At 65.5% G+C, this 22,683-nt stretch carries 24 protein-coding genes; 16 read left to right on the forward strand and 8 right to left on the reverse strand.

Annotated features, from left to right (window positions below; all coding sequences use genetic code 11):
* Positions 1–109: 109 nt before the first annotated feature.
* Positions 110–469, reverse strand: coding sequence for a hypothetical protein (locus ABE528_RS19850; RefSeq protein WP_152957876.1), 360 nt, complete (start codon positions 467–469; stop codon positions 110–112).
* Between the two features lie 273 nt (positions 470–742).
* Here ABE528_RS19850 and ABE528_RS19855 point away from each other — a divergent pair, with 273 nt between their 5' ends.
* The 8 genes from ABE528_RS19855 to ureG are packed head-to-tail and all read left to right on the forward strand — an operon-like array spanning position 743 to position 6,305.
* Positions 743–1,576 (forward strand): urease accessory protein UreD, encoded by an 834-nt coding sequence (locus ABE528_RS19855; protein ID WP_152957877.1) that lies wholly within the window; start codon positions 743–745, stop codon positions 1,574–1,576.
* Between the two features lie 9 nt (positions 1,577–1,585).
* The gene (locus ABE528_RS19860) at positions 1,586–1,888 is read left to right on the forward strand and encodes an urease subunit gamma (RefSeq protein ID WP_027916767.1); all 303 of its coding nucleotides are present in this window, start codon (positions 1,586–1,588) and stop codon (positions 1,886–1,888) included.
* Between the two features lie 19 nt (positions 1,889–1,907).
* Positions 1,908–2,225 (forward strand): urease subunit beta, encoded by a 318-nt coding sequence (locus tag ABE528_RS19865; RefSeq protein WP_099813958.1) that lies wholly within the window; start codon positions 1,908–1,910, stop codon positions 2,223–2,225.
* Positions 2,222–3,925: an urease subunit alpha gene (ureC, locus tag ABE528_RS19870; RefSeq protein ID WP_346653862.1), complete on the forward strand. Its 1,704-nt coding sequence runs from the start codon at positions 2,222–2,224 to the stop codon at positions 3,923–3,925. Before ABE528_RS19865 ends, ureC begins: the two co-directional genes overlap by 4 nt.
* Before the next feature lie 10 nt (positions 3,926–3,935).
* Entirely contained in the window at positions 3,936–4,427 is a 492-nt protein-coding gene (gene ureE, locus ABE528_RS19875) for an urease accessory protein UreE (RefSeq protein WP_346653863.1), read from the forward strand.
* Positions 4,428–4,450: 23 nt separating this feature from the next.
* Positions 4,451–4,996 (forward strand): HupE/UreJ family protein, encoded by a 546-nt coding sequence (locus ABE528_RS19880; RefSeq protein WP_152957880.1) that lies wholly within the window; start codon positions 4,451–4,453, stop codon positions 4,994–4,996.
* Positions 4,996–5,670, forward strand: a complete 675-nt coding sequence (locus ABE528_RS19885; protein ID WP_152957881.1) for an urease accessory UreF family protein — start codon at positions 4,996–4,998, stop codon at positions 5,668–5,670. Before ABE528_RS19880 ends, ABE528_RS19885 begins: the two co-directional genes overlap by 1 nt.
* An 11-nt stretch (positions 5,671–5,681) precedes the next feature.
* Entirely contained in the window at positions 5,682–6,305 is a 624-nt protein-coding gene (gene ureG, locus ABE528_RS19890; protein ID WP_027916761.1) for an urease accessory protein UreG, read from the forward strand.
* On the opposite strand, the gene ABE528_RS19895 is transcribed toward ureG, so the two are convergent.
* The 3 genes from ABE528_RS19895 to ABE528_RS19905 all read right to left on the reverse strand — a co-directional run bounded on the left by ABE528_RS19895 (position 6,268) and on the right by ABE528_RS19905 (position 9,555).
* A complete protein-coding gene (locus ABE528_RS19895) occupies positions 6,268–7,848 on the reverse strand; it encodes a sensor domain-containing diguanylate cyclase (RefSeq protein ID WP_346653864.1) in 1,581 nt (526 codons plus the stop codon). The genes ureG and ABE528_RS19895 overlap by 38 nt on opposite strands.
* Positions 7,849–7,971: 123 nt before the next feature.
* Positions 7,972–8,700, reverse strand: a complete 729-nt coding sequence (locus ABE528_RS19900) for a thioredoxin family protein (protein ID WP_152957883.1) — start codon at positions 8,698–8,700, stop codon at positions 7,972–7,974.
* Between the two features lie 195 nt (positions 8,701–8,895).
* The gene (locus ABE528_RS19905; RefSeq protein WP_346653865.1) at positions 8,896–9,555 is read right to left on the reverse strand and encodes an HAD-IA family hydrolase; all 660 of its coding nucleotides are present in this window, start codon (positions 9,553–9,555) and stop codon (positions 8,896–8,898) included.
* Positions 9,556–9,650: 95 nt separating this feature from the next.
* On the opposite strand from ABE528_RS19905, the gene lexA reads away from it, so the two are divergent.
* Genes lexA through ABE528_RS19925 form a run of 4 tightly spaced genes read left to right on the forward strand, consistent with a single transcriptional unit; the run spans position 9,651 to position 15,390 of the window.
* Entirely contained in the window at positions 9,651–10,268 is a 618-nt protein-coding gene (lexA, locus tag ABE528_RS19910) for a transcriptional repressor LexA (RefSeq protein ID WP_178120119.1), read from the forward strand.
* Positions 10,268–10,888 carry a translesion DNA synthesis-associated protein ImuA gene (imuA, locus tag ABE528_RS19915; protein WP_346653866.1) on the forward strand — a complete coding sequence of 207 codons (621 nt, stop codon included), beginning with the start codon at positions 10,268–10,270 and terminating at the stop codon, positions 10,886–10,888. Before lexA ends, imuA begins: the two co-directional genes overlap by 1 nt.
* 6 nt (positions 10,889–10,894) lie before the next feature.
* The gene (locus ABE528_RS19920; protein ID WP_346653867.1) at positions 10,895–12,313 is read left to right on the forward strand and encodes a DNA polymerase Y family protein; all 1,419 of its coding nucleotides are present in this window, start codon (positions 10,895–10,897) and stop codon (positions 12,311–12,313) included.
* On the forward strand, positions 12,310–15,390 hold the full coding sequence (locus ABE528_RS19925; protein ID WP_346653868.1) for an error-prone DNA polymerase: 3,081 nt from the start codon (positions 12,310–12,312) through the stop codon (positions 15,388–15,390). Before ABE528_RS19920 ends, ABE528_RS19925 begins: the two co-directional genes overlap by 4 nt.
* Positions 15,391–15,403: 13 nt before the next feature.
* Here ABE528_RS19925 and ABE528_RS19930 read toward each other — a convergent pair whose 3' ends face one another.
* Both ABE528_RS19930 and ABE528_RS19935 read right to left on the reverse strand, forming a co-directional pair.
* Entirely contained in the window at positions 15,404–16,225 is an 822-nt protein-coding gene (locus tag ABE528_RS19930; protein WP_346653869.1) for an aldo/keto reductase, read from the reverse strand.
* On the reverse strand, positions 16,213–17,118 hold the full coding sequence (locus ABE528_RS19935) for a LysR family transcriptional regulator (RefSeq protein WP_152957890.1): 906 nt from the start codon (positions 17,116–17,118) through the stop codon (positions 16,213–16,215). The genes ABE528_RS19930 and ABE528_RS19935 overlap by 13 nt, the downstream gene beginning before the upstream one ends.
* Positions 17,119–17,258: 140 nt before the next feature.
* On the opposite strand from ABE528_RS19935, the gene ABE528_RS19940 reads away from it, so the two are divergent.
* The 3 genes from ABE528_RS19940 to ABE528_RS19950 all read left to right on the forward strand — a co-directional run bounded on the left by ABE528_RS19940 (position 17,259) and on the right by ABE528_RS19950 (position 20,217).
* The gene (locus tag ABE528_RS19940) at positions 17,259–17,957 is read left to right on the forward strand and encodes a CoA transferase subunit A (protein ID WP_110635257.1); all 699 of its coding nucleotides are present in this window, start codon (positions 17,259–17,261) and stop codon (positions 17,955–17,957) included.
* Positions 17,958–17,992: 35 nt separating this feature from the next.
* Entirely contained in the window at positions 17,993–18,649 is a 657-nt protein-coding gene (locus tag ABE528_RS19945; protein WP_346653870.1) for a CoA transferase subunit B, read from the forward strand.
* Between the two features lie 149 nt (positions 18,650–18,798).
* Positions 18,799–20,217, forward strand: coding sequence for a TIGR00366 family protein (locus tag ABE528_RS19950; protein ID WP_346653871.1), 1,419 nt, complete (start codon positions 18,799–18,801; stop codon positions 20,215–20,217).
* A gap of 64 nt (positions 20,218–20,281) precedes the next feature.
* On the opposite strand, the gene ABE528_RS19955 is transcribed toward ABE528_RS19950, so the two are convergent.
* Both ABE528_RS19955 and ABE528_RS19960 read right to left on the reverse strand, forming a co-directional pair.
* Entirely contained in the window at positions 20,282–21,169 is an 888-nt protein-coding gene (locus ABE528_RS19955; RefSeq protein ID WP_346653872.1) for a dihydrodipicolinate synthase family protein, read from the reverse strand.
* Between the two features lie 33 nt (positions 21,170–21,202).
* Complete coding sequence (locus ABE528_RS19960) at positions 21,203–21,985, reverse strand: aldolase (RefSeq protein WP_152957893.1); 783 nt, start codon at positions 21,983–21,985, stop codon at positions 21,203–21,205.
* 152 nt (positions 21,986–22,137) lie between these two features.
* Between ABE528_RS19960 and ABE528_RS19965 the strand changes: the two genes are divergently transcribed.
* The gene (locus ABE528_RS19965; protein ID WP_346653873.1) at positions 22,138–22,680 is read left to right on the forward strand and encodes a helix-turn-helix domain-containing protein; all 543 of its coding nucleotides are present in this window, start codon (positions 22,138–22,140) and stop codon (positions 22,678–22,680) included.
* Positions 22,681–22,683 lie beyond the last annotated feature (3 nt).

Consider the following 22,683-nt stretch of genomic DNA (forward strand, 5'->3'; position numbering starts at 1 on the left):
TCCATTTCTTTTTTGGCCATTTTTTTTACGTTTTTGGTTGGCGGGGGCGGCCTGGGGGGGGTTAAACCCGGCCACCCGGCCAGTCCAGAAAAACAAGGTCCGGCTGACTTCAGGGGTGCTTCAGGCGCCGGTTCCAGTCCCCAGCGTGGTTGCGCACGCAAGCTTCCTCGCTGTCAAAGCGTACATGCCAGGCCACGTGGTCCAACTGCACGCCCGCCTCATCGAGCGCCTGGGCCGTCAGCGCCAGCATGCGTGCCTTGGCCTCTCCAGCCAACGCTGCTGCTTTTTCGGCCTCACGCTCGAACACCCAGGTAATGCGCAAGCTAGCCGGAAAGTCATCCGGATCCAGCCGATGGGTCAGCCAGCTGAACCCCACGATCTCTGCCTTGGCGCTTTCGCAAGCGTCAGTCAGGCAGGCGACCAATTCGCGCTCCAGGCGCGCCAGGTCACGTTTGCTCATGTTTTTCAAAACCGGTTCCCATACCGAAGGCTAGTGAAAGACTTTAGCGCAGCACCGAAACAGGGCCAAGTGCCGCCCCTGCAATGTGCGCTGCAACCCCGTATGCCCCATGCCAGAGCCATCGCCGTGAAGGTTTCATCTTCGTTCACCTGCGAAGTTGGCCCGCAACCTGCTATATCCAGGCAACGAAATTTGATCGAGTGGTCAGTCTGCAGTTGCCCGAAAAGGCCACGCATGACCCTCTAAACGGCCGCCAGGCCACGGATATCAAGGGGCCGCAGGATGTCGCTCGCGGAGCAGATCGAATCATCTGAACAGGACGCCGGCTGGAGCGCCCATCTGCATCTACGCTTCGTCGAGCGCGATGGTGTGACCCGCCTTGGTGCGCGTCGGCATTTCGGCCCGCTTTTGGTGCAGCGCCCGTTCTACCCAGAGGGTGCACCGTGCCACGTTTATGTGCTGCACCCACCCGGCGGCATCGTCGCGGGTGACCGCCTGGAACTGGACATCCACCTCGAACCCGGCAGCCATGCGCTGCTGACCATGCCTGGTGCCAGCAAGTTCTACCGCAGCATCGGCCCCACCGCGCGGCTGGCCCAGCGCTTCCACCTGCAGGCCGGCAGCACCCTGGAATGGCTGCCGCAAGACAGCATCTTCTTCAACGGCGCCCGCGCCAGCCTCGACAGCCGCTTCAGCCTGGAGCCGGGTGCCAAGTTGCTGGCCTGGGAAACCCTGTGCCTGGGCCGGCCCGTGATGAATGAGCGCTTCGAGCAAGGCGCCCTGGACAGCCGCCTGTGCATCGAGCTGCCCGGCGAGCCCGGCCTGCATGAGCGCCTGCGCATTGCCGACGGGCACTTGGCCAAGGTCGGCGGCTACCCGCTGGTCGCGACCTTCTGCGCAGCGCCCGCGACCCCGGCCGTGCTGGAGCAGGTGCGCGCGCTGCTCGACCCACTCGACACCCCCGCAGGCGCGACCTTGCTTGGCTCGCTGCTGGTGATCCGCCTGCTCGATCACGATAACCAACACCTGCAACACACCCTGCAGCGCCTCTGGCATGCCCTGCGCCCGGCCGTTCTTGGCCTGGCCGCATGCCCGCCGCGCATCTGGGCCACTTGAGAGAGCGCCATGGAGCTGACCCCGAGAGAGAAAGACAAACTGCTGCTGTTCACCGCCGCGCTGCTGGCCGAACGGCGCCTGGCCCGTGGCTTGAAGCTCAACTACCCGGAGGCGGTGGCGCTGATCAGCGCCGCGGTGCTCGAAGGCGCCCGCGATGGCCGCACGGTGGCCGAGCTGATGAGCCTGGGCCGCGAAGTGATCGGCCGTGAGCAGGTCATGGAGGGCGTCGCCGAGATGCTGCATGACGTGCAGGTCGAGGCGACCTTCCCCGACGGCACCAAGCTGGTGACCGTGCACGACCCTATCGTCTGACCTGGAGCAGGAGCCCAGCATGATCCCAGGTGAAATTCAGGTCGCCGCTGGCGACATCGAACTCAACGTTGGCCGTGACACGGTCAGCGTCAGCGTGGCCAACCATGGCGACCGGCCGGTGCAGGTCGGCTCGCACTACCACTTCTATGAGGTCAACGATGCGCTGGTGTTCGAGCGTGAGCCGACCCGTGGTTTTCGCCTCGATATCCCGGCCGGCACCGCCGTGCGCTTCGAGCCGGGCCAGGCGCGCACCGTGCAACTGGTGGCTTATGCCGGCAAGCGTGAAGTGTATGGCTTCCAAGGCAAGGTAAATGGCGCACTGGAGGGCAGGGCATGAGCCGTATTTCCCGTCGGGCCTACGCCGACATGTTCGGCCCCACCGTAGGCGACCGCGTGCGCCTGGCCGACACCGCGTTGTGGGTTGAAGTCGAAAAGGACTTCACGATCTATGGCGAAGAGGTCAAGTTCGGTGGCGGCAAGGTCATCCGCGACGGCATGGGCCAGGGCCAGATGCTCGCCGCCGAGGCCATGGACCTGGTGCTGACCAATGCCCTGATCATCGACCACTGGGGCATCGTCAAGGCCGATATCGGTGTCAAGCACGGGCGTATCGCCGTCATCGGCAAGGCCGGCAACCCCGACGTGCAGCCGGGCGTGAACGTGCCAGTCGGCCCAGGTACCGAAGTGATCGCCGCCGAGGGCAAGATCGTCACCGCCGGTGGCATCGACTCGCATATCCACTTCATCTGCCCGCAGCAGGTGGAGGAAGCGCTGACCAGCGGCGTCACCACCTTCATTGGCGGCGGCACTGGCCCGGCCACCGGCACCAATGCCACCACCTGCACGCCGGGGCCCTGGTACCTGGCGCGGATGCTCCAGGCCGCCGATTGCCTGCCGATCAACATCGGCTTGCTGGGCAAGGGCAACGCCTCGCGCCCCGAAGCGCTGCGCGAGCAGATCGCCGCCGGTGCCGTAGGCCTGAAGCTGCACGAGGACTGGGGCTCGACCCCGGCCGCCATCGACTGCTGCCTGGGCGTGGCCGAGGAAATGGACATCCAGGTGGCGATCCACACCGACACCTTGAACGAGTCGGGCTGCATCGAAGACACCCTGGCCGCCATCGGTGACCGCACCATCCATACCTTCCATACCGAAGGTGCCGGTGGCGGCCACGCGCCGGACATCATTCGCGCGGCGGGGCAGGCCAACGTGCTGCCGTCCTCGACCAACCCGACCCTGCCGTACACGGTCAACACCGTCGACGAGCACCTCGACATGCTGATGGTCTGCCACCACCTGGACCCGAGCATTGCCGAGGACGTGGCCTTCGCCGAGTCGCGCATCCGCCGCGAGACCATCGCTGCCGAGGACATCCTCCACGACATGGGCGCCTTCGCCATGACCTCGTCCGACTCCCAGGCCATGGGCCGGGTCGGCGAAGTGGTGCTGCGCACCTGGCAGGTGGCGCACCAGATGAAGCTGCGCCGCGGCCCGCTGGCGCCGGACACCGCTTACAGCGACAACTTCCGGGTCAAGCGCTACATCGCCAAGTACACCATCAACCCCGCACTGACCCACGGCATCGCCCATGAAGTCGGGTCACTGGAGGTGGGCAAGCTGGCCGACCTGGTGCTGTGGTCGCCGGCGTTCTTCGCGGTCAAGCCGGCTTTGGTGATCAAGGGCGGGATGATCGCCACGGCGCCAATGGGTGACATCAACGGTTCGATTCCGACCCCGCAGCCCGTGCACTACCGGCCGATGTTCGGCGCCATGGGCGCGGCCCGTCACGCCACGCGCATGACCTTCCTGTCCCAGGCTGCCATGGAGCGTGGCCTGCACCAGGAACTAGGGCTGCAGAGCCTGATCGGTGTGGCCCACGGCTGCCGCCGGGTGCGCAAGGCCGACATGCTCCACAACACCTTGCAGCCGGTGATCGAAGTCGATGCGCAGACCTACCAGGTGCGTGCCGACGGCGAGTTGCTGGTGTGCGAGCCGGCCAGCGAACTGCCGCTGGCCCAGCGTTATTTCCTGTTCTGAAGGAGTGAAGATGATTGTCCTGACCCGCCGGATCGAGGCATCCGACAGCGTTACCGCAAGCGTGACCCTGGACGTCGACAGCCGCATCAAGAGCCGCCTGCGCGTGACCCTCGACGACGGTCGCGAAGCCGGCCTGATGCTCGAACGTGGCCACCTGCTGCGCGGCGGCGAGCTGCTCGCCGATGCCGCAGGCAGCCATGTGATCCGCGTGCTGGCTGCGCCTGAAGCGGTGTCGACGGTGCGCTGCGACGACCCACATCTGCTGGCCCGTGCCGCCTACCATCTGGGTAACCGCCATGTGCCGTTGCAGATCGAGCCAGGCCTGCTGCGTTACCAGCACGATTATGTGCTCGACGAGATGCTGCGCGGCCTGGGCCTGACGGTGGAAGCCGAGCAGGCACCGTTCGAGCCTGAGGCCGGTGCCTACCAGAGCGCCCCGCACAGCCACAGTCACAGCCATGGCAACGACCATCCGTTCGTGCGCCTGTCAGCCCATTCCTGAATCCCTCATATAAGGAGCCCACCATGAAAAAGATTTTCGCCCTTGCCTTGCTGATGGTCGCACTGCCGGCCTTCGCCCACCCCGGCCACGACGGCAGCCCGCTGCACGACGGCCTGCTGCACCCGCTGACCGGCCTCGACCACTTGCTGATGCTGCTGGGTACCGGTGTGCTGGCCGCACTGACCCGGCGCAACCTGGCCCTGCCGCTGGCGACGCTGGCGTCGATGTTTGCCGGTGCCGTGTGCGGCCACCTGTTCGGTGACGTGCTGGGCATGGAGGCCATGATTGCCGTGTCGGTGCTGGTGGCTGGCGCCGCCGTGCTGCTGCCGAGCCGTCAGTTGCTGCTGGCCTTGGCCATGCCGGTGTTCGCCCTGTTCCACGGCTGGGCGCACGGTGTGGAGGCCACGCCAAGCGCGTTCTGGCTGTTCAGCGCCGGCTTCGTCACCGTCAGCGGGCTGCTGCTGGCCGTTGGCTTCGGCGTCGGTTGCCTGCTGCGCCGCCACAGCGGCCTGCAGAAGGCCTTCGGTGGCGGCATGCTGGCCGGCGCCGCACTGGTGCTGGCCGGTTGATGAACAGCGACCTGGCACTGCTGCGCCTGCTGCAGCTGGCCAGCCCCGGCCTGCCGGTGGGTGGTTTCACCTACTCGCAAGGGTTGGAGTGGGCCGTCGAGGCTGGCTGGGTGCAAGACACTGCCAGCTTCAGCGCCTGGCAACGCGAGCAGTTGCACGACACCCTGGGGTGTCTGGACTGGCCGGTGCTGGCGCGCCTGTATCGCGCCTGCGAGGCGGGCGATGCAGCAGCATTCGCGCACTGGAGCGGCTTCCTGCTGGCCAATCGCGAAACGGCCGAACTGCGCCTTGAAGAACAACAGCGCGGCGCGGCCCTGGCACGCCTGCTCGATGGTTGGCAGCTGGGCCAGGACCCGGCCTGGCGTGCCAGCCTCGAACTCAGCCAGCTCGGCGGCATGGCCTGGCTTGCCGCGCACTGGCAGATCCCGCTGCGTCAGCTCGCCCTCGGCCATGCCTTCGCCTGGCTCGAAGGCGCGGTGATGGCCGGGGTCAAGCTGGTGCCGTTCGGCCAGCAGGCGGCGCAGACCCTGCTACGCGACCTGGGCGCTGAACTGCCGGGCGTGCTGGACCAGGCCCTGGCATTGGCTGATGACCAGCTCGGCGGCGGCCTGCCGTTGCTGGCAATCGCTTCTTCGCGTCACGAAACCCAATACACCCGTTTGTTCCGTTCCTGAGGACTGCCTACATGCAAAGCTATCAGCAACCCCTGCGCGTCGGTGTCGGCGGCCCGGTCGGCTCTGGCAAGACCGCGCTGCTCGAATGCCTGTGCAAGGCCATGCGCGATCACTACCAGATCGCCGTGGTCACCAATGACATCTACACCAAGGAAGACCAGCGCATCCTCACCGAGGCCGGTGCCCTGGAGCCTGAGCGTATCGTTGGCGTCGAGACCGGTGGCTGCCCGCACACCGCCATCCGCGAGGATGCCTCGATGAACCTGGCGGCCGTCGAAGCGCTGGCGCGCAAGTTCGGCAACCTTGAAGTGATCTTCGTCGAAAGCGGTGGCGACAACCTCAGCGCTACCTTCAGCCCGGAGCTGGCCGACCTGACCATCTACGTCATCGACGTGGCCGAGGGCGAGAAGATCCCGCGCAAGGGCGGCCCTGGCATCACCAAGTCAGACTTCCTGGTGATCAACAAGACCGACCTGGCGCCCTATGTGGGCGCCTCGCTGGAAGTGATGGAGCGTGACACCCAGCGCATGCGCCCGCAGCGCCCCTGGACCTTCAGCAACCTGAAGAAGGGTGAGGGCCTGCAGGCGGTGATCGACTTCATCGTGGAGCGGGGGATGCTGGGTGTGAGGGGCTGAAGTCCAGCACCTCGACGCGGTTGCGGCCATTCTGCTTGGCCTTGTAGAGCATCTCGTCAACCTGCTTGAGCAGGGTCTCGGCCAGCTCGGTATCGGGCTGGCGGCAGGCCACGCCAACCGATAGGGTGAGTTTGCCGCAGTGGGGCGTGTCGGCCTGTTCGACCGCCTCACGGATGCGCTCGGCGATACGCCGGGCATCGGCCAGGGTGGTGTCCGGCAACAGCATGGTGAACTCTTCGCCGCCAACCCGGCAGGGCAGGTCATGCAGGCGGGAGTTCTGCCGCAGCAGTTCGCTCAGGTGCTTGAGCACGTCATCGCCGGCGTCATGGCCATAAGTGTCGTTGACCCGCTTGAAGAAGTCGATGTCCAACGCCAGTACGGCGAATGCCCGTTCGCTTTCCATCAAGGTAGCCAGTGCCAGTTGCAGCGCCCGGCGGTTGGCCAGGCCGGTGAGGGCGTCGCTCTGGGCTTCCTGGCGCAGCTTGCCGAACTTTTCCTGCATCAGGCGCTCGGCCGTGAGCAGGGCGCGGCGGATGGCGGCAGCCTCCACGTACCAGGCGTCGATGCCGCGCAGTTCATCGGCGGTCTCGCTGGACGACAGGTGCGTGGCGCTGTGTGCCAGCTGGCGCAGTGGCTTGATCAGCCGGTAGGCCATCCACAGCATCAGCAGGAAACCGATCAGGCTGGTCGGCAGAATGTACAACAGCACCTTGCGCATCAGCTCATGCAGGGGCGCCAGGGCCAGTTCACGCGGTTGCTGGGCGACCACCGCCCAGTGTGTTTCAGGTACCGGGGCGAAGCCGGCGAGCATGGGGATGGCGAGGTAGTTGGGCGCTTCCAGGTTGCCGGTTTCGCCGCGCAGGGCTGCCTTGATGGTCGGGCTGCCGGTGGCCACGGTACCGATGCGCTCATGGTCGGGGTGGTAGAGCAGGCGTTCGTTGGCGTCGGCAACGAAGGCGAAGGTGCCGTCATTCTGGTAGTGCTGGCCGATCACCTCGTGCAGTTCGCTTTCTTTCTTGAGGAACACCGAGCCACCGACAATGCCCAGATAACGACCGTCCGCCGCGAAGATCGGCTCCGAGATGAACACTACCAGCTCGCCACCTCGTGAGGTGTAGGCAGGGCTGACCAACGGCTTGCGGGCATCGACGGCCTGCTGAATCTCCGACGAACGCTGGCGGTGGCTGGCGATCTGGCGAATATCCGGGTACGCCACCCGCACTTGCCCCTGGGCATCGACGATGACGATGGAGTTGAAGTCATCATCCTGGGCTTGCAGGCGCTTGGCTTCGGCTTGCAGTAACGCCGGGTCGTCCAGGCCGCCGGCAAGTTGCCAGGCGCTGTAGGTCAGGTGACTGCGGGCCGAGCGCAGGAACTCGGTGATGCTCGAAGCCACTTTGCTGGCATACGCCTGGTTGGCCTGCAGGGAAAACTGCACCAAGGTGTTGTGCTGCACCCGGTAGGCGACATACAGGACATTGCCCAGCGTCGCCAGGCACGCCAGCACGACGATGCCGAGCACCAGGGTCCGCAGGTTGATCATGGGCAAGCGCTTGGGCATGGCGGGCCTGTCTGGCAAGGGCGACGGGCTCAAGTATGGCCGGTTTCTGCCCGGCTGCTGCCCCAAGTGCCGCCACCTTGCGGCAGGCGGCACTTGGGCGATGGGTCACTCATGGCAGCAATGGGGCTTGCCAGGCTGGCCCTCGTAGCGATCGTGGTGCCGTACCCAGTCCATGGTCCCGGCCTCGTTGCGCCCCAGCGGCGCGATGTCGAGGAAGTTGTAAGTGTTGACCAGGATGTCCAGGCCACGGGCGTAGGTGGAGTAGGTATGGTAGAGCGTGCCTTCCGGGTCCTTGTAGAACGCGCTCAGGCCCGGCAGCTCGGCCTCATTGCCGGTGTACGGCGCGTAGTTGTACTGGCGTTGGCCCTCGGTGCCGACGCTGACGCCGAAGTCTTCGTTGAAACCGCTGCCGTGGGACGAATACCAGGGGAAGCGCCAGCCCATGCGCTGGCGGAAAGCCTGGAATTCGGGGTAGGGCGCACGTGACACGGCGACCAGCGAGACGTCGTGGTGGGCCAGATGCAGGTTGGCGCCATCGAAATGGTCGGCAAGGAACGAGCAGCCTGGGCAGCCTTCGCTCCAGCCCTCGGCAAACATGAAGTGATAGACCAGCAGCTGGCTACGCCCGGCGAACAGGTCGGTCAGGCTCAGTTCGCCGTCCGGACCATGGAAGCGGTAGGGCTGTTCGACCTTGACCCAGGGCAGGGCACGGCGGGCGGCGGCCAGTTCGTCGCGTTGGTGGGTGAAGGCTTTTTCGTGCAGCCACAGTTGGCGGCGGGCGGCCAGCCATTGCTCGCGTGAGGTGACCGGGTGTTTCTGATCGGGGGGGCTCATGGTGCTGACTCCGCTTGGGGGATTCAGCTTTTGGTCGATTTGAGGGGACGGGAATCGACAGTCAGGGCAGGTGGGCGATGAGTGGTTCGGGGAGGTTAGGCGGGAGAGGTGTGGCGCCTGTGAGACCGAGCGCCGCCCGCGCGGCGCTCGATCTCACGGGCGCTGAATGTCTCTCGGCGGGCGGCCTGGTGGCCCTCACCCGTGCATGGTCTCGATCAACTCCCACAGCGCTGGATCATTGAAATCCTTCACCACCAGCCTGGCCCCGGCAGCCAGCAATCGCTCCGGTGTCTGCGTCGTGGCAACCCCCACGGTAAAGATCCCGGCCCCACTCGCAGCCGTCACCCCCGGCAACGAATCCTCGAACGCCAGCGCCTCGCCAGCCACCGCTTCCAGGCGCTGCAGCCCGGTCAGATAAGGCAGCGGATCAGGCTTGGGCCGCTCCAGCTCCTCCGCCACCAATACCTGTTCGAAGCGATCGCCAAGCCCCATGGCCGTGAGCATATGCTCGGCATTCAGCCGCGGCGCATTGGTCACCACGCACATGCCGATGTCCCAGGCCCGCGCATGGTCCATCAGGCGCAGCAGGCCGGGCAGGGGTTGCAGCACAGGTGACAGTTCACGGAAAAGCGCTTCCTTGCGATCGGCCAGCGCTTGGCACTCGGCCGTATCGGCATGTGGAAATAATTCGGCAAACAGTTCGCCATTGGCCCGGCCACTGACCTGGGCATCGAATTGCTCCTGGCTCAGCTCGCTGCCGTCATGGTCGTGAAGTAGTTGGCGGAAGGCCTGCAAATGCAGGGTGTCGGTGTCGGTCAAGGTTCCATCGAGATCGAACAGCAGGGCAGTCAGCATCAGGTATCCAAGGTCTTCAAAAAACAAAAGCCTGGGGATGATAACCAAACCTGACGACAAAGGGGGCTGTTCAGCGTACGCCGAAAAGAGTACAAATGTACTCCATGGACAATCTCACCCCAAAACGCCGTGCAATCCTCGACTACATTCGCGAGCGCATTGCCGACCACGGCCAGCCACCGAGCCTGGCCGATATCGCCAGCCGCTTCGGTTTTGCTTCGCGTAGCGTCGCGCGCAAGCACATCACCGCGTTGTGCCAGGCCGGCTACATCGACGTCACGCCCAACCAGGCGCGGGGTATTCGCCTGGCCGAGCCGCTGCGCCGGCCGGAAATCCTCGAAATTCCCGTGCTGGGGCAGGTGGCAGCCGGTGCGCCGATCGGCCCGGACCTGGGCATTCACGAGCAATTGCTGCTCGACCCCAGCCTGTTCCGCCGCACACCGGATTACCTGCTCAAGGTGCGCGGCGATTCGATGATCGAGGACGGCATCTTCGACGGTGACCTGGTCGGCATCCTCCAGCAGGGTGAGGCACGTGATGGCCAGATCGTGGTCGCGCGCCTGGACGGCGAGGTCACCATCAAGCGCCTGCAGCGCCAGCCCGGCGGTTACCGACTGTTGCCGCGCAATCCGGCTTATGCGCCGATCGACGTGGGGCCTGAGCGCGAGTTCTTCATCGAAGGCGTGTTCTGTGGCCTGTTGAGGCGCGACTGATGGGCGCGGTGGTCGATCTCGATCGGCTGCTCGACCAGCGCCAGGTCTGGCGTGGGCGGCAGGGCCAGGTGCGCCCTGCCGGTTTGCAGCCCACTGGCCACGCGATGCTCGACCAACGCCTGCCGGATGGCGGCTGGCCGGCCGCAGCCCTCAGCGAGCTGCTGTTGGCCAGCCCGGGCTGTGGCGAGTTGCAACTGCTCTGGCCATCCCTGTCACGCCTGACGGCTGAAGGCGGGCGGGTGGTGCTGGTGGCGCCGCCGTTCATTCCTTATGCGCCGGCCTGGCAGGCCGCAGGTGTGGATTTGCGCTGGCTGGTGCAGGTCGACGCCGGGCAGGCCGATGCCCTGTGGGCAGCCGAACAGTGCTTGCGCTCTGGCAGCTGCGCAGCGGTGCTGTGCTGGCCGGAGCGTGCCGATGACCGCGCCCTGCGCCGCCTGCAGGTGGCCGCCGAAACAGGGCAGGCACTGGCCTTCGCCTGTCGGCCGCAACAGGCTGCGCACAACCCGTCGCCCGCGGCGCTGCGTATTGCCGTGGATACGCGCCCGGCGCAGTGGCGGGTGCTCAAGTGCCGTGGCGGCATGCCACCGGCCATGCCAATCGCCTGCCCAGGGCGGGGCTGATGCACCATGCTCTGGGCCTGCATTCTCCTGCCCCAGCTGGCGCTGGACTCGATCCTGCGCGAGCGTGACGACGCCGATAAGCCTCTGGTGCTGATCGGCGGGCCGGTTCAGCGTCGCCTGCTGCAAGCCGTCAACCCCGCGGCGGCGGCGCTTGGCCTGCGGGCGGGGCAAACGCTGACGGCTGCGCGGGCCCTGGCCGATGGCTTCCACTGTGTCGAGGCTGACCCGGCCCGCATCGAGCAGTTGCAGCAATTGCTGGCGGCCTGGGCCTACCGGTTCAGTGCCCAGGTGAGCCTTCACTACCCCCGTGCCCTGTTGCTTGAAGTCGGCTCCAGCTTGCAGCTGTTCGGCCCATGGCCGCTGTTCGAGGCCCGCCTGCGCGAGGAACTGGCTGCACTGGGCCTGCGCCAGCGCATCGTGCTTGCGACCAACCCGGTAGCGGCCCGCATGCTTGCCAACGGCCATGACGGCCTGGCACTGACCTGCGCCGACCAGACCCGGGCGGCGCTGGCGCGTATGCCGATCGAGCGGGTCGGGTTGCCAGCGGACGCTGCCCAAGCCTTTGCCCGCATGGGCCTGCGCCAGCTGGGCCAGGTGCTGGCCTTGCCGCGTGATGCGCTGGCCAGGCGCTTCTCCGCCCAGGTGCAGTTGTACCTGGACCAATTGCTTGGGCTACGTTCCATGGGGCTGGACTTCTACCAGCCACCGGACCGCTTCGAAGCGCGCCTGGAACTCAACTTCGACGTCGAATCGCATCAGGCCTTGCTGTTCCCGTTGCGGCGCATGCTCAATGACCTGGCGGCCTTCCTCGCCGGGCGCGACTGCGGTGTGCAGCGCTTTAGCCTGTACCTGGAGCACGTCGAAGGGCCGGACACCCTGCTGCACGTTGGGCTGCTGGCCGCTGAACGAGACGCCGCCATGCTGTTCGAGCTGGCCCGCGGGCGCCTTGAACCGCTGCGCATCCCGGCACCGGTACGCAACCTGCGGCTGGTCGCCGATGACCTGCCGCCCTTCGTGCCCCAGCACCAGGCACTGTTCGACCCCCGCGCCAAGCAGGCCCAGCCCTGGGAGCAACTGCGCGAACGCCTGCGTGCGCGCCTGGGTGATGAAGCCGTCAAGGGGCTGCGCGCCGAGGCCGACCACCGCCCAGAATACGCTTGGCAGCAGGCGGAGCAGGGCGCCCAGGGCAGCCTGCCGGCCTTGCCAGGTAGCCGCCCAGGCTGGTTGCTGCCCACGCCGCAGGCCTTGGGTGCAGCTGACCACCGGTTGCTTGGCCAGGCCGAGCGCATCGAGTCGGGCTGGTGGGACGGTGGCGACGTTCGCCGTGACTATTACCGCATCGAAACCCGCGATGGCCTGCGTGGCTGGGCCTATCACGACCTGGCCCAACCCGGCCCACTGTGGCTGCAGGGCTGGTTCGCATGAGTACACCGGGCTACGCCGAGTTGCATTGCCTGTCCAACTTCAGTTTCCAGCGCGGTGCCTCCAGCGCCGAAGAGCTGTTCCGCCGCGCCCGCGAGCAGGGCTACCAGGCCCTGGCGATCACCGACGAGTGCACCCTGGCCGGTATCGTGCGCGCCTGGCAGGCCGCCAAAGAACAGCAGTTGCGCCTGATCGTCGGCAGCGAAGTGCGCCTGCAGGATGGCCCCAAACTGGTGTTGCTGGTGCAGAACCTCACGGGTTACCAGAACCTCTGTGCCTTGATCACCCGTGCCCGACGGCGGGCCGAAAAGGGTGAGTACCAGTTGTTCGCTGACGATCTGCAGCCACACCATGAGGGTTTGCTGGCGCTGTGGATTGCCGATGATGGCGACGACCAGGCGACAGGCCGCTGGCTGAGCGATGTGTACGCCGAGCGCTTGTGGCTGGGCGTGCACCTGCACCGTGGCAGCGATGATGACCGGCGCCTGGCCCGCTTGCGCGAACTGGCGGCGCAGCTGGGCATCCGCGCTGTGGCCTGTGGTGACGTGCACATGCACGTGCGCGGCCGGCGCGCCCTTCAGGACTGCATGACCGCCATCCGCCAGCACTGCAACGTGGCCGAGGCAGGGCGCCATCTGTTCGCCAATGGCGAGCGCCACCTGCGTTCGCGGGAGCAACTGGCCGAGCTGTACCCGGCAGACCTGCTGGCCGAGAGCCTGGGCATTGCCGAGCGTTGCCAGTTCAACCTGAGCGAACTGCGCTACCAGTACCCACGCGAGCTGGTACCCGAGGGCCAGACCCCCGCCAGCTGGCTGCGCGCCTTGTGCGAGCAGGGCTTGCCGCAGCGCTGGCCGGCCGGGCCGAGCAGCAAGGTGCGCGCGGTGCTGGACAAGGAACTGACGCTGATCGAGGCGCTGGGCTACGAAAGCTATTTCCTGACTGTGCATGACATCGTCGCCTTTGCCCGCAGCCAGCACATTCTTTGCCAGGGCCGCGGTTCGGCAGCCAACTCGGTGGTGTGCTTCGTGCTGGGCATCACCGAGCTCGACCCGATGGAGCATCGCCTGTTGTTCGAGCGCTTCCTGTCGCGCGAGCGTAACGAGCCGCCCGACATCGACGTGGACTTCGAGCATGATCGGCGCGAAGAGGTGATTCAGTACGTGTTCCGCCGTTACGGCCGGCACCGCGCTGCGTTGACCGCCGTGGTCAATACCTATCACGCTGCCGGCGCTGTGCGTGATGTGGCCAGGGTGTTGGGCCTGCCGGCCGACCAGGTGGATGCCCTGGCCAAGTGCTGCGGCCGCTGGAGCGACCGTATCCCGGACGATCAACGGCTCTCTGAGGCCGGTTTCGAACCCGGCAGCCCGTCGCTGCGGCGCATCCTGGTGCTGGCGGGTGAACTGATCGGTTTCCCCCGTCACCTGTCCCAGCACCCAGGTGGCTTCGTCATTTCCGAACAGCCGCTGGACCAGCTGGTGCCGGTGGAAAACGCCGCCATGGCTGAGCGCACGGTGATCCAGTGGGACAAGGACGACCTGGACATGGTCGGCCTGCTCAAGGTCGATGTGCTGGCCCTGGGCATGCTCAGCGCCTTGCGCCGTTGTTTCGACCTGCTGCAGCGGCACCGCGGTCGGCAGTTGACCCTGGCGACCATCCCCAGTGAAGACCCGGCGACTTACGCAATGATCAGCCGCGCCGAAACCATGGGTGTGTTCCAGATCGAGTCGCGGGCGCAGATGGCCATGTTGCCGCGGCTCAGGCCCAATACCTTCTATGACCTGGTGATCGAGGTCGCCATCGTGCGCCCTGGGCCGATTCAGGGCGACATGGTGCATCCTTACCTGCGTCGGCGCCTCAAGCAGGAACCGGTGACCTACCCCTCGGAAAAGCTCAAGGAAGTGTTCGAGCGTACCCTCGGCGTGCCGTTGTTCCAGGAGCAGGTGATGGAACTGGCCATGGTCGCCGCCGACTACAGCCCCGGCGAGGCCGACCAGCTGCGCCGCAGCATGGCGGCCTGGAAGCGCCATGGCGGGCTGGAGCCACATCGCCAACGGCTGGTCGAGGGCATGCTGCGCAACGGTTACGACCTGGCGTTCGCCGAGCGCATCTTCGAGCAGATCAAAGGCTTTGGCAGTTACGGCTTCCCCGAGTCGCACGCCGCCAGCTTCGCCTTGCTCTGCTATGCCAGCAGTTGGCTCAAGTGCCATGAGCCGGCGATCTTCACCTGCGCGCTGGTCAACAGCTGGCCGATGGGGTTCTACAGCCCGGATCAGCTGTTGCAGGAGGCGCGGCGGCAAGGGATCGAAGTCCGTCCGGTGGACGTGTTCCATAGCGAATGGGACTGCACGCTGGAGCCCGATCATCAGGGTGTTCTGGCCATCCGCCTTGGGCTGCGGCAGATTCGCGGTTTCAGCGAGGCGGATGCCCGTCGGCTGGCGCAGGCGAGGGCGCAGCGCCCTTGGCGGGATGTCGAAGACCTGTGCCTGCGCGCCGGGCTCGACAGCCGTGCCCGCGCCCGGCTGGCCGATGCGGGGGCACTGCGAGCCCTGGCTCGCGACCGCCACCAGGCGCGCTGGCAGGTGGCGGCGGTGCAGGCGCAGTTGCCGCTGTTCGCCGAGGTGCTGGCCGTGCCGGAAGCGCAGGTGGCGTTGCCCGCACCCACGGTTGGCGAAGACCTGGTTGCTGATTACACCACCTTGGGCACAACCCTGGGCCCGCATCCGCTCAGGCTGTTGCGTTCACGGCTCCGGGCGTTGGGCTGTCGCAGTTGCGCCGAGCTGGTGGGGGTGGAGCATGGCGATGCGATTGCCGTGGCCGGGCTGGTGGTGGGGCGGCAGCGGCCGCAGACTGCCAGCGGGGTGACCTTCGTTACGCTGGAGGATGAGTTCGGCATGGTCAACGTGGTGGTCTGGCGTGACCTGGCCGAGCGGCAGCGGCGGGCACTGGTGGGATCGCAGCTGCTCAAGGTGAGCGGGCGGCTGGAGCAGGAGAACGGCGTGCGGCATTTGATTGCCCGGCGGCTGGAGGACATCAGCCCCTTGCTACAGGGGCTGGATGTAAAGAGCCGGGACTTCCACTGACCTTGATGGCCCGTCAGACCATCGCCAGATGCTGCTTGCGCGTCGGCGCTGGAAACGCCCGGTCGATCGCCCGCACGTCTTCACTGGTCAGGGTCAAGGCCCCGGCCGCCGCATTCAGCCGCACATGTTCCGATGACACCGCCTTGGGGATGGCAATCACATCATTCTGCCGCGTCACCCAGGCCAGGCTGACCTGTGCCGGCGTCGCGCCATGGCGCTCGGCAATCTCGCTCAGCACCGGGTGCTGCAACAGCCGCCCGGCCTGGGCCAGCGGGCAGTAGGCCATGGTCGGCAAACCGCGCTGGCGGCTCCACGGCAACAGGTCGAATTCGATGCCACGCTGCGCCGGGTTGTACAGCACCTGATTGGTGGCGCAATCCGGGTTGTGCAGTTCGCGCAAGTCGTCGACATCGAAGTTGGACACCCCCCAGTGGCGGATCTTGCCCTGCTCGCGCAAGCGCTCGAACGCTTCGACCGTTTCCTCCAGCGGATACTGGCCACGCCAGTGCAGCAGGTAGAGGTCGATGACCTCGGTACCCAGGCGCTTCAGGCTGCGTTCACAGGCGTCAGGCACGCCACGGCGGCTGGCGTTGTGCGGGTAGACCTTGCTGACCAGGAACACCTGGTCACGGCGCCCGGCAATGGCCTGGCCAACCACTTCCTCGGCGCCACCTTCGGCATACATCTCGGCGGTGTCGATCAGGGTCAGGCCCTGTTCGATACCCTGTTGCAGGGCCGCCACTTCGGCCGCCCTGTGCGCCGGGTCTTCGCCCATGTACCAGGTGCCCTGGCCAATGGCCGGCACGCTGCAACCTGCCAGTTTCACGTAACGCATGTCACCTCCGGAGTCTGGGTATGGGAAAGCAGTACCTCGAGCAGCGCCTGGGCTGCGGTGGAAAGCTTGTGGTCGGCCAGGGCGATCACGCTGATGCGCCGTTCGACGGCGGGTTCGACCAGCGTCACGCAACGTGCGCCAAGTTCCTGCATCTGGTTGATGCACAACGCGGGGACCGCGCTGACGCCAAGACCGCTGGCAACCATGCGGCCGATGGTCGACAGCTGGTGGCTTTCGAATGCCACCGCCAGTTTGCCGTGGCGCGCCGCGACGTTCTGTTCCAGCAGCAGGCGCACCGCCGACGGGCGTTGCAAGGCAATGAAGTCTTCCGCCAGCAACTGCGCCCAGGTGACCTGGGTTTGCAAGGCCAGTGGTGAGTCGGCCGGCACCACGGCGACGAAGCGGTCCATGTACAGCGGGTGGAAATTCAAACCTTCGCTGTTATCCGGCTCGAAACCGATGCCCAGTTCGACGCGGCGATGGCGCACCAGTTCCAGCACTTGTTCGTTGATCACGTCGTGCACCGTGACGTTGACCTTGGGGTAACGCTGGCGGAACACCTTGAGCGATTGCGGCAGCAGGTTGCCGGCAAAGGCCGGCATGGCCGCCACCGAGACGCGGCCAAGCTGCAGGGTGAAGCGCTGGCGCAGCATCTCTTCGGTGTCGTCCCAGTCGGCCAGCAGGCGCCGGGCCAGCGGCAGCAGCACCTCACCCTCGGCGGTCAGGCTGACACTGCGGGTGGTGCGGGTGAGCAGGGCGCCGCCGAGGTTGTCCTCCAGTGCCTTGATGGTCAGGCTCAGGGCCGGTTGTGACACATGCAGGTGTTCACCGGCCTGGGCGAAGCTCTGGTATTTGGCGACGGCAACGAAGGCGCGCAGTTGCTTGACGTTCATGACAGCCTCGATCGCTGTTTTGGAAAAATTATCAATCGATGATGAAAACAAAATTAACAAATCAGTCGCCAGCGGTGAAGATGGCTGCACACGCTCACCGACAGCCTCGTCGGTTCAACAACTACAAAAGGCGGATCAGCATGGCCGGACTGGACAAGCGCGTAGCAACCTATGAAGAGGCCCTGGCAGGCCTGACCGACAACATGACGGTACTGGCCGGCGGCTTCGGCCTGTGTGGCATCCCCGAAAACCTCATTGCCGAAATCAAGCGCCTTGGCGTCAAGGGCCTGACCGTGGTCTCCAACAACTGCGGCGTCGACGGCTTCGGCCTGGGTGTGCTGCTGGAAGACCGGCAGATCCGCAAGATGATCGCCTCCTACGTCGGCGAGAACGCCGAATTCGAACGCCAGCTGCTCAGTGGCGAGCTGGAAGTCGAACTGACCCCGCAAGGCACCCTGGCCGAGAAGATGCGCGCTGGCGGCGCCGGTATCCCGGCCTTCTACACCGCCACCGGCTACGGCACCCCGGTTGCCGACGGCAAGGAAGTGCGCGAGTTCAAGGGCCGCAAGTACATCCTCGAAGAGTCCATCACCGGCGACTTCGCCATCGTCAAGGGCTGGAAGGCCGACCACTACGGCAACGTGGTGTACCGCAACACTGCGCAGAACTTCAACCCGCTGGCGGCCACCGCTGGCAAGATCACCGTGGTCGAAGTTGAAGAAATCGTCGAGCCTGGCGTGTTGCTGCCCAGCGAAATCCACACCCCGGGCATCTACGTCGACCGGGTGATCGTCGGCACCTTCGAAAAACGCATCGAAAAGCGCACCGTCAAGGCCTGAGCGCCGTCCATCAGAACAACAAAGAGATCCTGACCATGGCACTGACCCGCGAACAGATGGCGCAACGCGTCGCCCGTGAACTGAAGGACGGCTACTACGTCAACCTCGGCATTGGCATCCCGACCCTGGTGGCCAACTATGTACCGGCCGAGATGGACGTGATGCTGCAGTCCGAAAACGGCCTGCTCGGCATGGGCGAATTCCCCACCGAAAGCACTATCGATGCCGACATGATCAACGCCGGCAAACAGACCGTCACCGCCCGCCGTGGCGCGTCGATCTTCGACTCGGCGCAATCGTTCGCCATGATCCGTGGCGGCCACGTCGACCTCACCGTACTGGGCGCTTTCGAGGTGGACGTGGAAGGCAACATCGCCTCGTGGATGATCCCCGGCAAGCTGGTCAAGGGCATGGGCGGCGCCATGGACCTGGTGGCCGGTGCCGAGAACATCATCGTCACCATGACCCACGCCTCGAAGGATGGCGAGTCCAAGCTGCTGCCACGCTGCAGCCTGCCGCTGACCGGTGCCGGCTGTATCCGCAAGGTGCTGACCGACCTGGCCTACCTGGAGATCGAAGACGGCGCCTTCATCCTGCGCGAGACCGCGCCGGGGGTGAGCGTTGAAGAAATCATCGAGAAAACCGCCGGCAAGCTGATCGTGCCGGACGATGTAAAGGAAATGACCTTCTAAAGCATCACACTGTCCCTGTGGGTGCGGGCTCTCCCGCGAAAGCGTCGGTACTTTCACCGCCGCCTTCGCGGGTGAACCCGCTGCCACAGGGTTTTGCATTGCCAATGCAAAACTGCTCCGCCTCATAAAACCAATAAAAGGAAGTAACCGTGGCCGCTGAAATCCAAGACAGCCGCTCCGCCCGCTTTGCCCTGCGCTGTTCCAACTGGGCGGAACGCTGGTTCCCCGACTCCTGGGTATTCGCCGCCCTTGCCGTGTTGCTGGTGTGCATCGGCGCTCTGGCCATGGGCGCCAAGCCGACTGACACTGCCAAAGCCTTTGGCGATGGCTTCTGGAGCCTGATCCCGTTCACCATGCAAATGGCCTTCGTGGTCATCGGCGGCTACGTCGTGGCCAGCTCGCCACCTGCTGCCCGCCTGATCGACCGCCTGGCGCGTATCCCCAAGAATGGTCGCTCGGCGGTGTGCTGGGTTGCACTGATCTCGATGCTGGCCTCGCTGCTCAACTGGGGCCTGTCGCTGGTGTTTGGCGGCCTGCTGGTCCGTGCCCTGGCCCGTCGCACTGAACTGAAGATGGACTACCGCGCCGCCGGTGCCGCCGCTTATCTGGGCCTGGGTGCTGTGTGGGCGCTGGGCCTGTCGTCGTCGGCTGCGCAGTTGCAGGCCAACCCGGCCAGCCTGCCGCCATCGATCCTGTCGATCACTGGCGTGATCCCGTTCACCGAAACCATTTTCCTCTGGCAGTCCGGTGTGATGCTGGCGGCCCTGGTGGTTGTCTCGCTGGTGATCGCCTACGCCACCGCGCCGGGCCCGAACAGTGCGCGCAGCGCCGAAGACTGTGGTGTCGACCCCAGCTTCACCGCGCCACCGGCACCCAAGCGTACCCGCCCGGGTGAGTGGCTGGAGCACAGCCCGATCCTGATCCTGATGCTGGTGGCCCTGGCCGGTGGCTGGCTGTACCAGGAGTTCGCCACCAAGCCGGCGATCACCGCGATTTCCGGGCTGAACACCTACAACCTGCTGTTCATCATGCTCGGTGCCTTGCTCCACTGGCGCCCGCGCAGCTTCCTGGATGCCGTGGCCCGCGCCGTGCCGACCACCACCGGGGTGCTGATCCAGTTCCCGCTGTACGGCTCGATTGCAGCGATCCTCACCCAGGTCAAGGGTGTGGATGAACAGACCCTGGCCCACCACATCTCGCTGTTCTTCACCCAGATCGCCACCCATGACACCTACGCGCTGTTGATGGGCGTGTACTCCGCCGTGCTGGGCTTCTTCATCCCGTCGGGCGGTGGCAAGTGGATCATCGAGGCGCCGTACGTGATGCTGGTGGCCAACGACCTGCAATACCACCTGGGTTGGGCGGTGCAGATCTACAACGCTGCCGAAGCGCTGCCGAACCTGATCAACCCCTTCTACATGCTGCCGCTGCTGGGCGTGCTAGGGCTCAAGGCACGTGACCTGATCGGGTTCTCGTTCGTGCAGTTGCTGGTGCATGTGCCACTGGTGCTGGTGCTGTTGTGGGCACTGGGAAGCACATTGCAGTATGTGCCGCCGGTGATGCCTTGACGTAGTCGGGTTGCCTGCACCGGCTTCTTCTCGGTTGAACTCGCGAAGAAGCCGGTGCAGGTTTTCAATCAGCCAGCGTTGCCAGCAATGCCGCCAGGGTCGCTCGACCGTTCTCATCCAGCCCGAACACCGGCTTGCGTGGCTCACCCACCGGCAACCCGGTCAGCCCCAGGCCCGCCTTGATGGTCGCAGGCAACCCGCCCTTGAGAATGAAGTCGAGCAACGGCAGCTGCTGATAGAACAACGCCCTGGCCCGCGCCAGGTCGCCCCCTAGAACAGCCTGGTAGAGCGCCTGGTTCAACGCTGGAATCAAGTTCGGCGCCGCCGTGCACCAGCCCTTGGCCCCGGCCACGAACGCTTCCAGCGCCAGCGGGTTGCAGCCGTTGTAGAACGGTACCTGGCCTTCACCCAGCAACTGCAGCTTGTGCATGCGCTGGATGTCGCCGGTGCTCTCCTTGACCATGGTCACATTGGCCACTTCGCGGACGATGCGCAGGATCAGCTCCACCGACATGTCGGTGCCGCTGGTGGCGGGGTTGTTGTAGAGCATGATCGGGATATCGATGGCGTCACCGATAGCGCGGTAGTGCTGGAGGATCTCGGCCTCGCTGAGCTTCCAGTAGGCGGCCGGGAGTACCATCACCGCAATGGCGCCATGGGCCTGGGCAAAGCGCGCGCGGCGCACGGCGCCGGCAGTGGTCAGGTCGGAGACGCTGACGATGCTTGGCACCCGCTTGTCGATCTGGGCAAGGCTGTACTCGGCCACCTGCTGCCATTCGCTGTCGCTCAGGTAGGCGCCTTCGCCGGTACTGCCCAGCGGCGCGATGGCCTGCACGCCACCGTCGATCAGGCGTTCGATGGACAGGCCAAGTGCAGGCAGGTCGAGCTGTTCGCCGCCCGCGCGGAAGGGGGTGATGGTGTAGCCGATGATGCCGTGGAATTCAGTGTTCATGGTGATAGGCTCCGCAAGCAAGGCAATCAGGGGTCAGTTCAGGCAGTCGGCGTGGGCGCGCAGGCTCTGCCGGGCAAAATAGTTGAAGGCAGCGGCGTGGCGCTTGGGCCGGTCGATCCAGTCGTGGGCTTCGCGGCCCAGTGCCGGGGCGATGGGCTTGACGGTGCCGGCCGACATCGCCAGCAGTTGCAGGCGCGCTGCGCGCTCGATCAGCTGGGCATACACGCAGGCCTGTTCGATGCTGGTGCCGGTGGACAATTGGCCATGGTGCGAGAGCAGTATGGCGCGCTTGTCCCCCAGTGCGGCGCTGATGATTGCGCCTTCCTCATTGCCCACCGGCACGCCTGGCCAGGCTTCGAGGAAGGCGCAATCGTCGTACAGCGGGCACAGGTCCATGTGCGAGACCTGCAGCGGGACTTCCAGCATCGACAGGGCGGCGACATGGGTAGGGTGGGTGTGGATGATGCAGTTCACATCCGGCCGGGCGCGGTACACCCAGCTGTGGAAGCGATTGGCCGGGTTGGGCATGCCCTGGCCCTCGAGCACTTCGAGGTCCTCGTTGACCAACAACAGGTTGCTGGCGCTGATTTCATCAAAACCCAGGCCCAGTTGTTGGGTGTAGAAGGTGCCAGGTTGCGGGCCGCGGGCGCTGATCTGCCCGGCCAGACCGGAGTCGTGGCCGTGGTCGAAAAGAATTCGGCAGGTCAGGGCCAGCTTTTCCCGCACAGTCCACGTATTATCGGCTAGCGAGCCTTGCATCTGCGTCAGCGCCTGCTGGACCAGTTGGTCCTTGCTGTGTGTCAGGGTCTTGGCCATGGGGTTTTCCTCTGTGGCGTGATGCGCGATGTCAGCGCTGGCCGGTTCCAAAGCTTTGGTCGGTCGAGGAACCTGTCAGTGCGTGACACAAATAATCCTATATGACACAAAGTGTCATAGACAAGCCTGTGGACCCGGGAATATCGCGTCGCATGTCTAACCGATTGAAAGTGTTGAGAAAAAAACTTGGCGTCACGCTTGAGGCACTGGCCGAAAAATCCGGCATGACCAAGAGCTACCTGTCCAAGGTCGAGCGTGGGCTGAACACGCCGTCAATTGCTGCTGCGCTAAAGCTGGCGCGGGCGCTGAATGTCAATGTCGAAGAGTTGTTCGCCGAAGAGCAGGCCGGGCAGAGCCGTTACAGCCTGGTCCGCAAGGGCGAGCGCCAGCCGTTGGTGGGCGATGGCCACGGGCCGGGCTACGCAGCGTTGACCCGCCAGTTCGGGCAGCACAGCTTGTTGCCGTTCCTGATCCAGCCGCCGACCGAGTTCAGCGACCCGACCTTCAAGGAGCATGAGGGTGAGGAGTTTTTGTTCGTCCACGCCGGCCAGGTGGAGGTCGACTTCATGAATGAGCGGGTGTTGCTGGAGCAGGGCGATGCGCTGCACTTCAATGCCCAGACCCCGCACCGCTTGCGCTCGGTCGGCGAGCAGCCGGCGCAGCTGCTGGTGGTGGTGCAGCACAGCGGCGAATGAGGG

The sequence above is a fragment of the Pseudomonas sp. TWI628 genome, from assembly GCF_039673865.1.
Taxonomy (GTDB): Bacteria; Pseudomonadota; Gammaproteobacteria; order Pseudomonadales; family Pseudomonadaceae; genus Aquipseudomonas.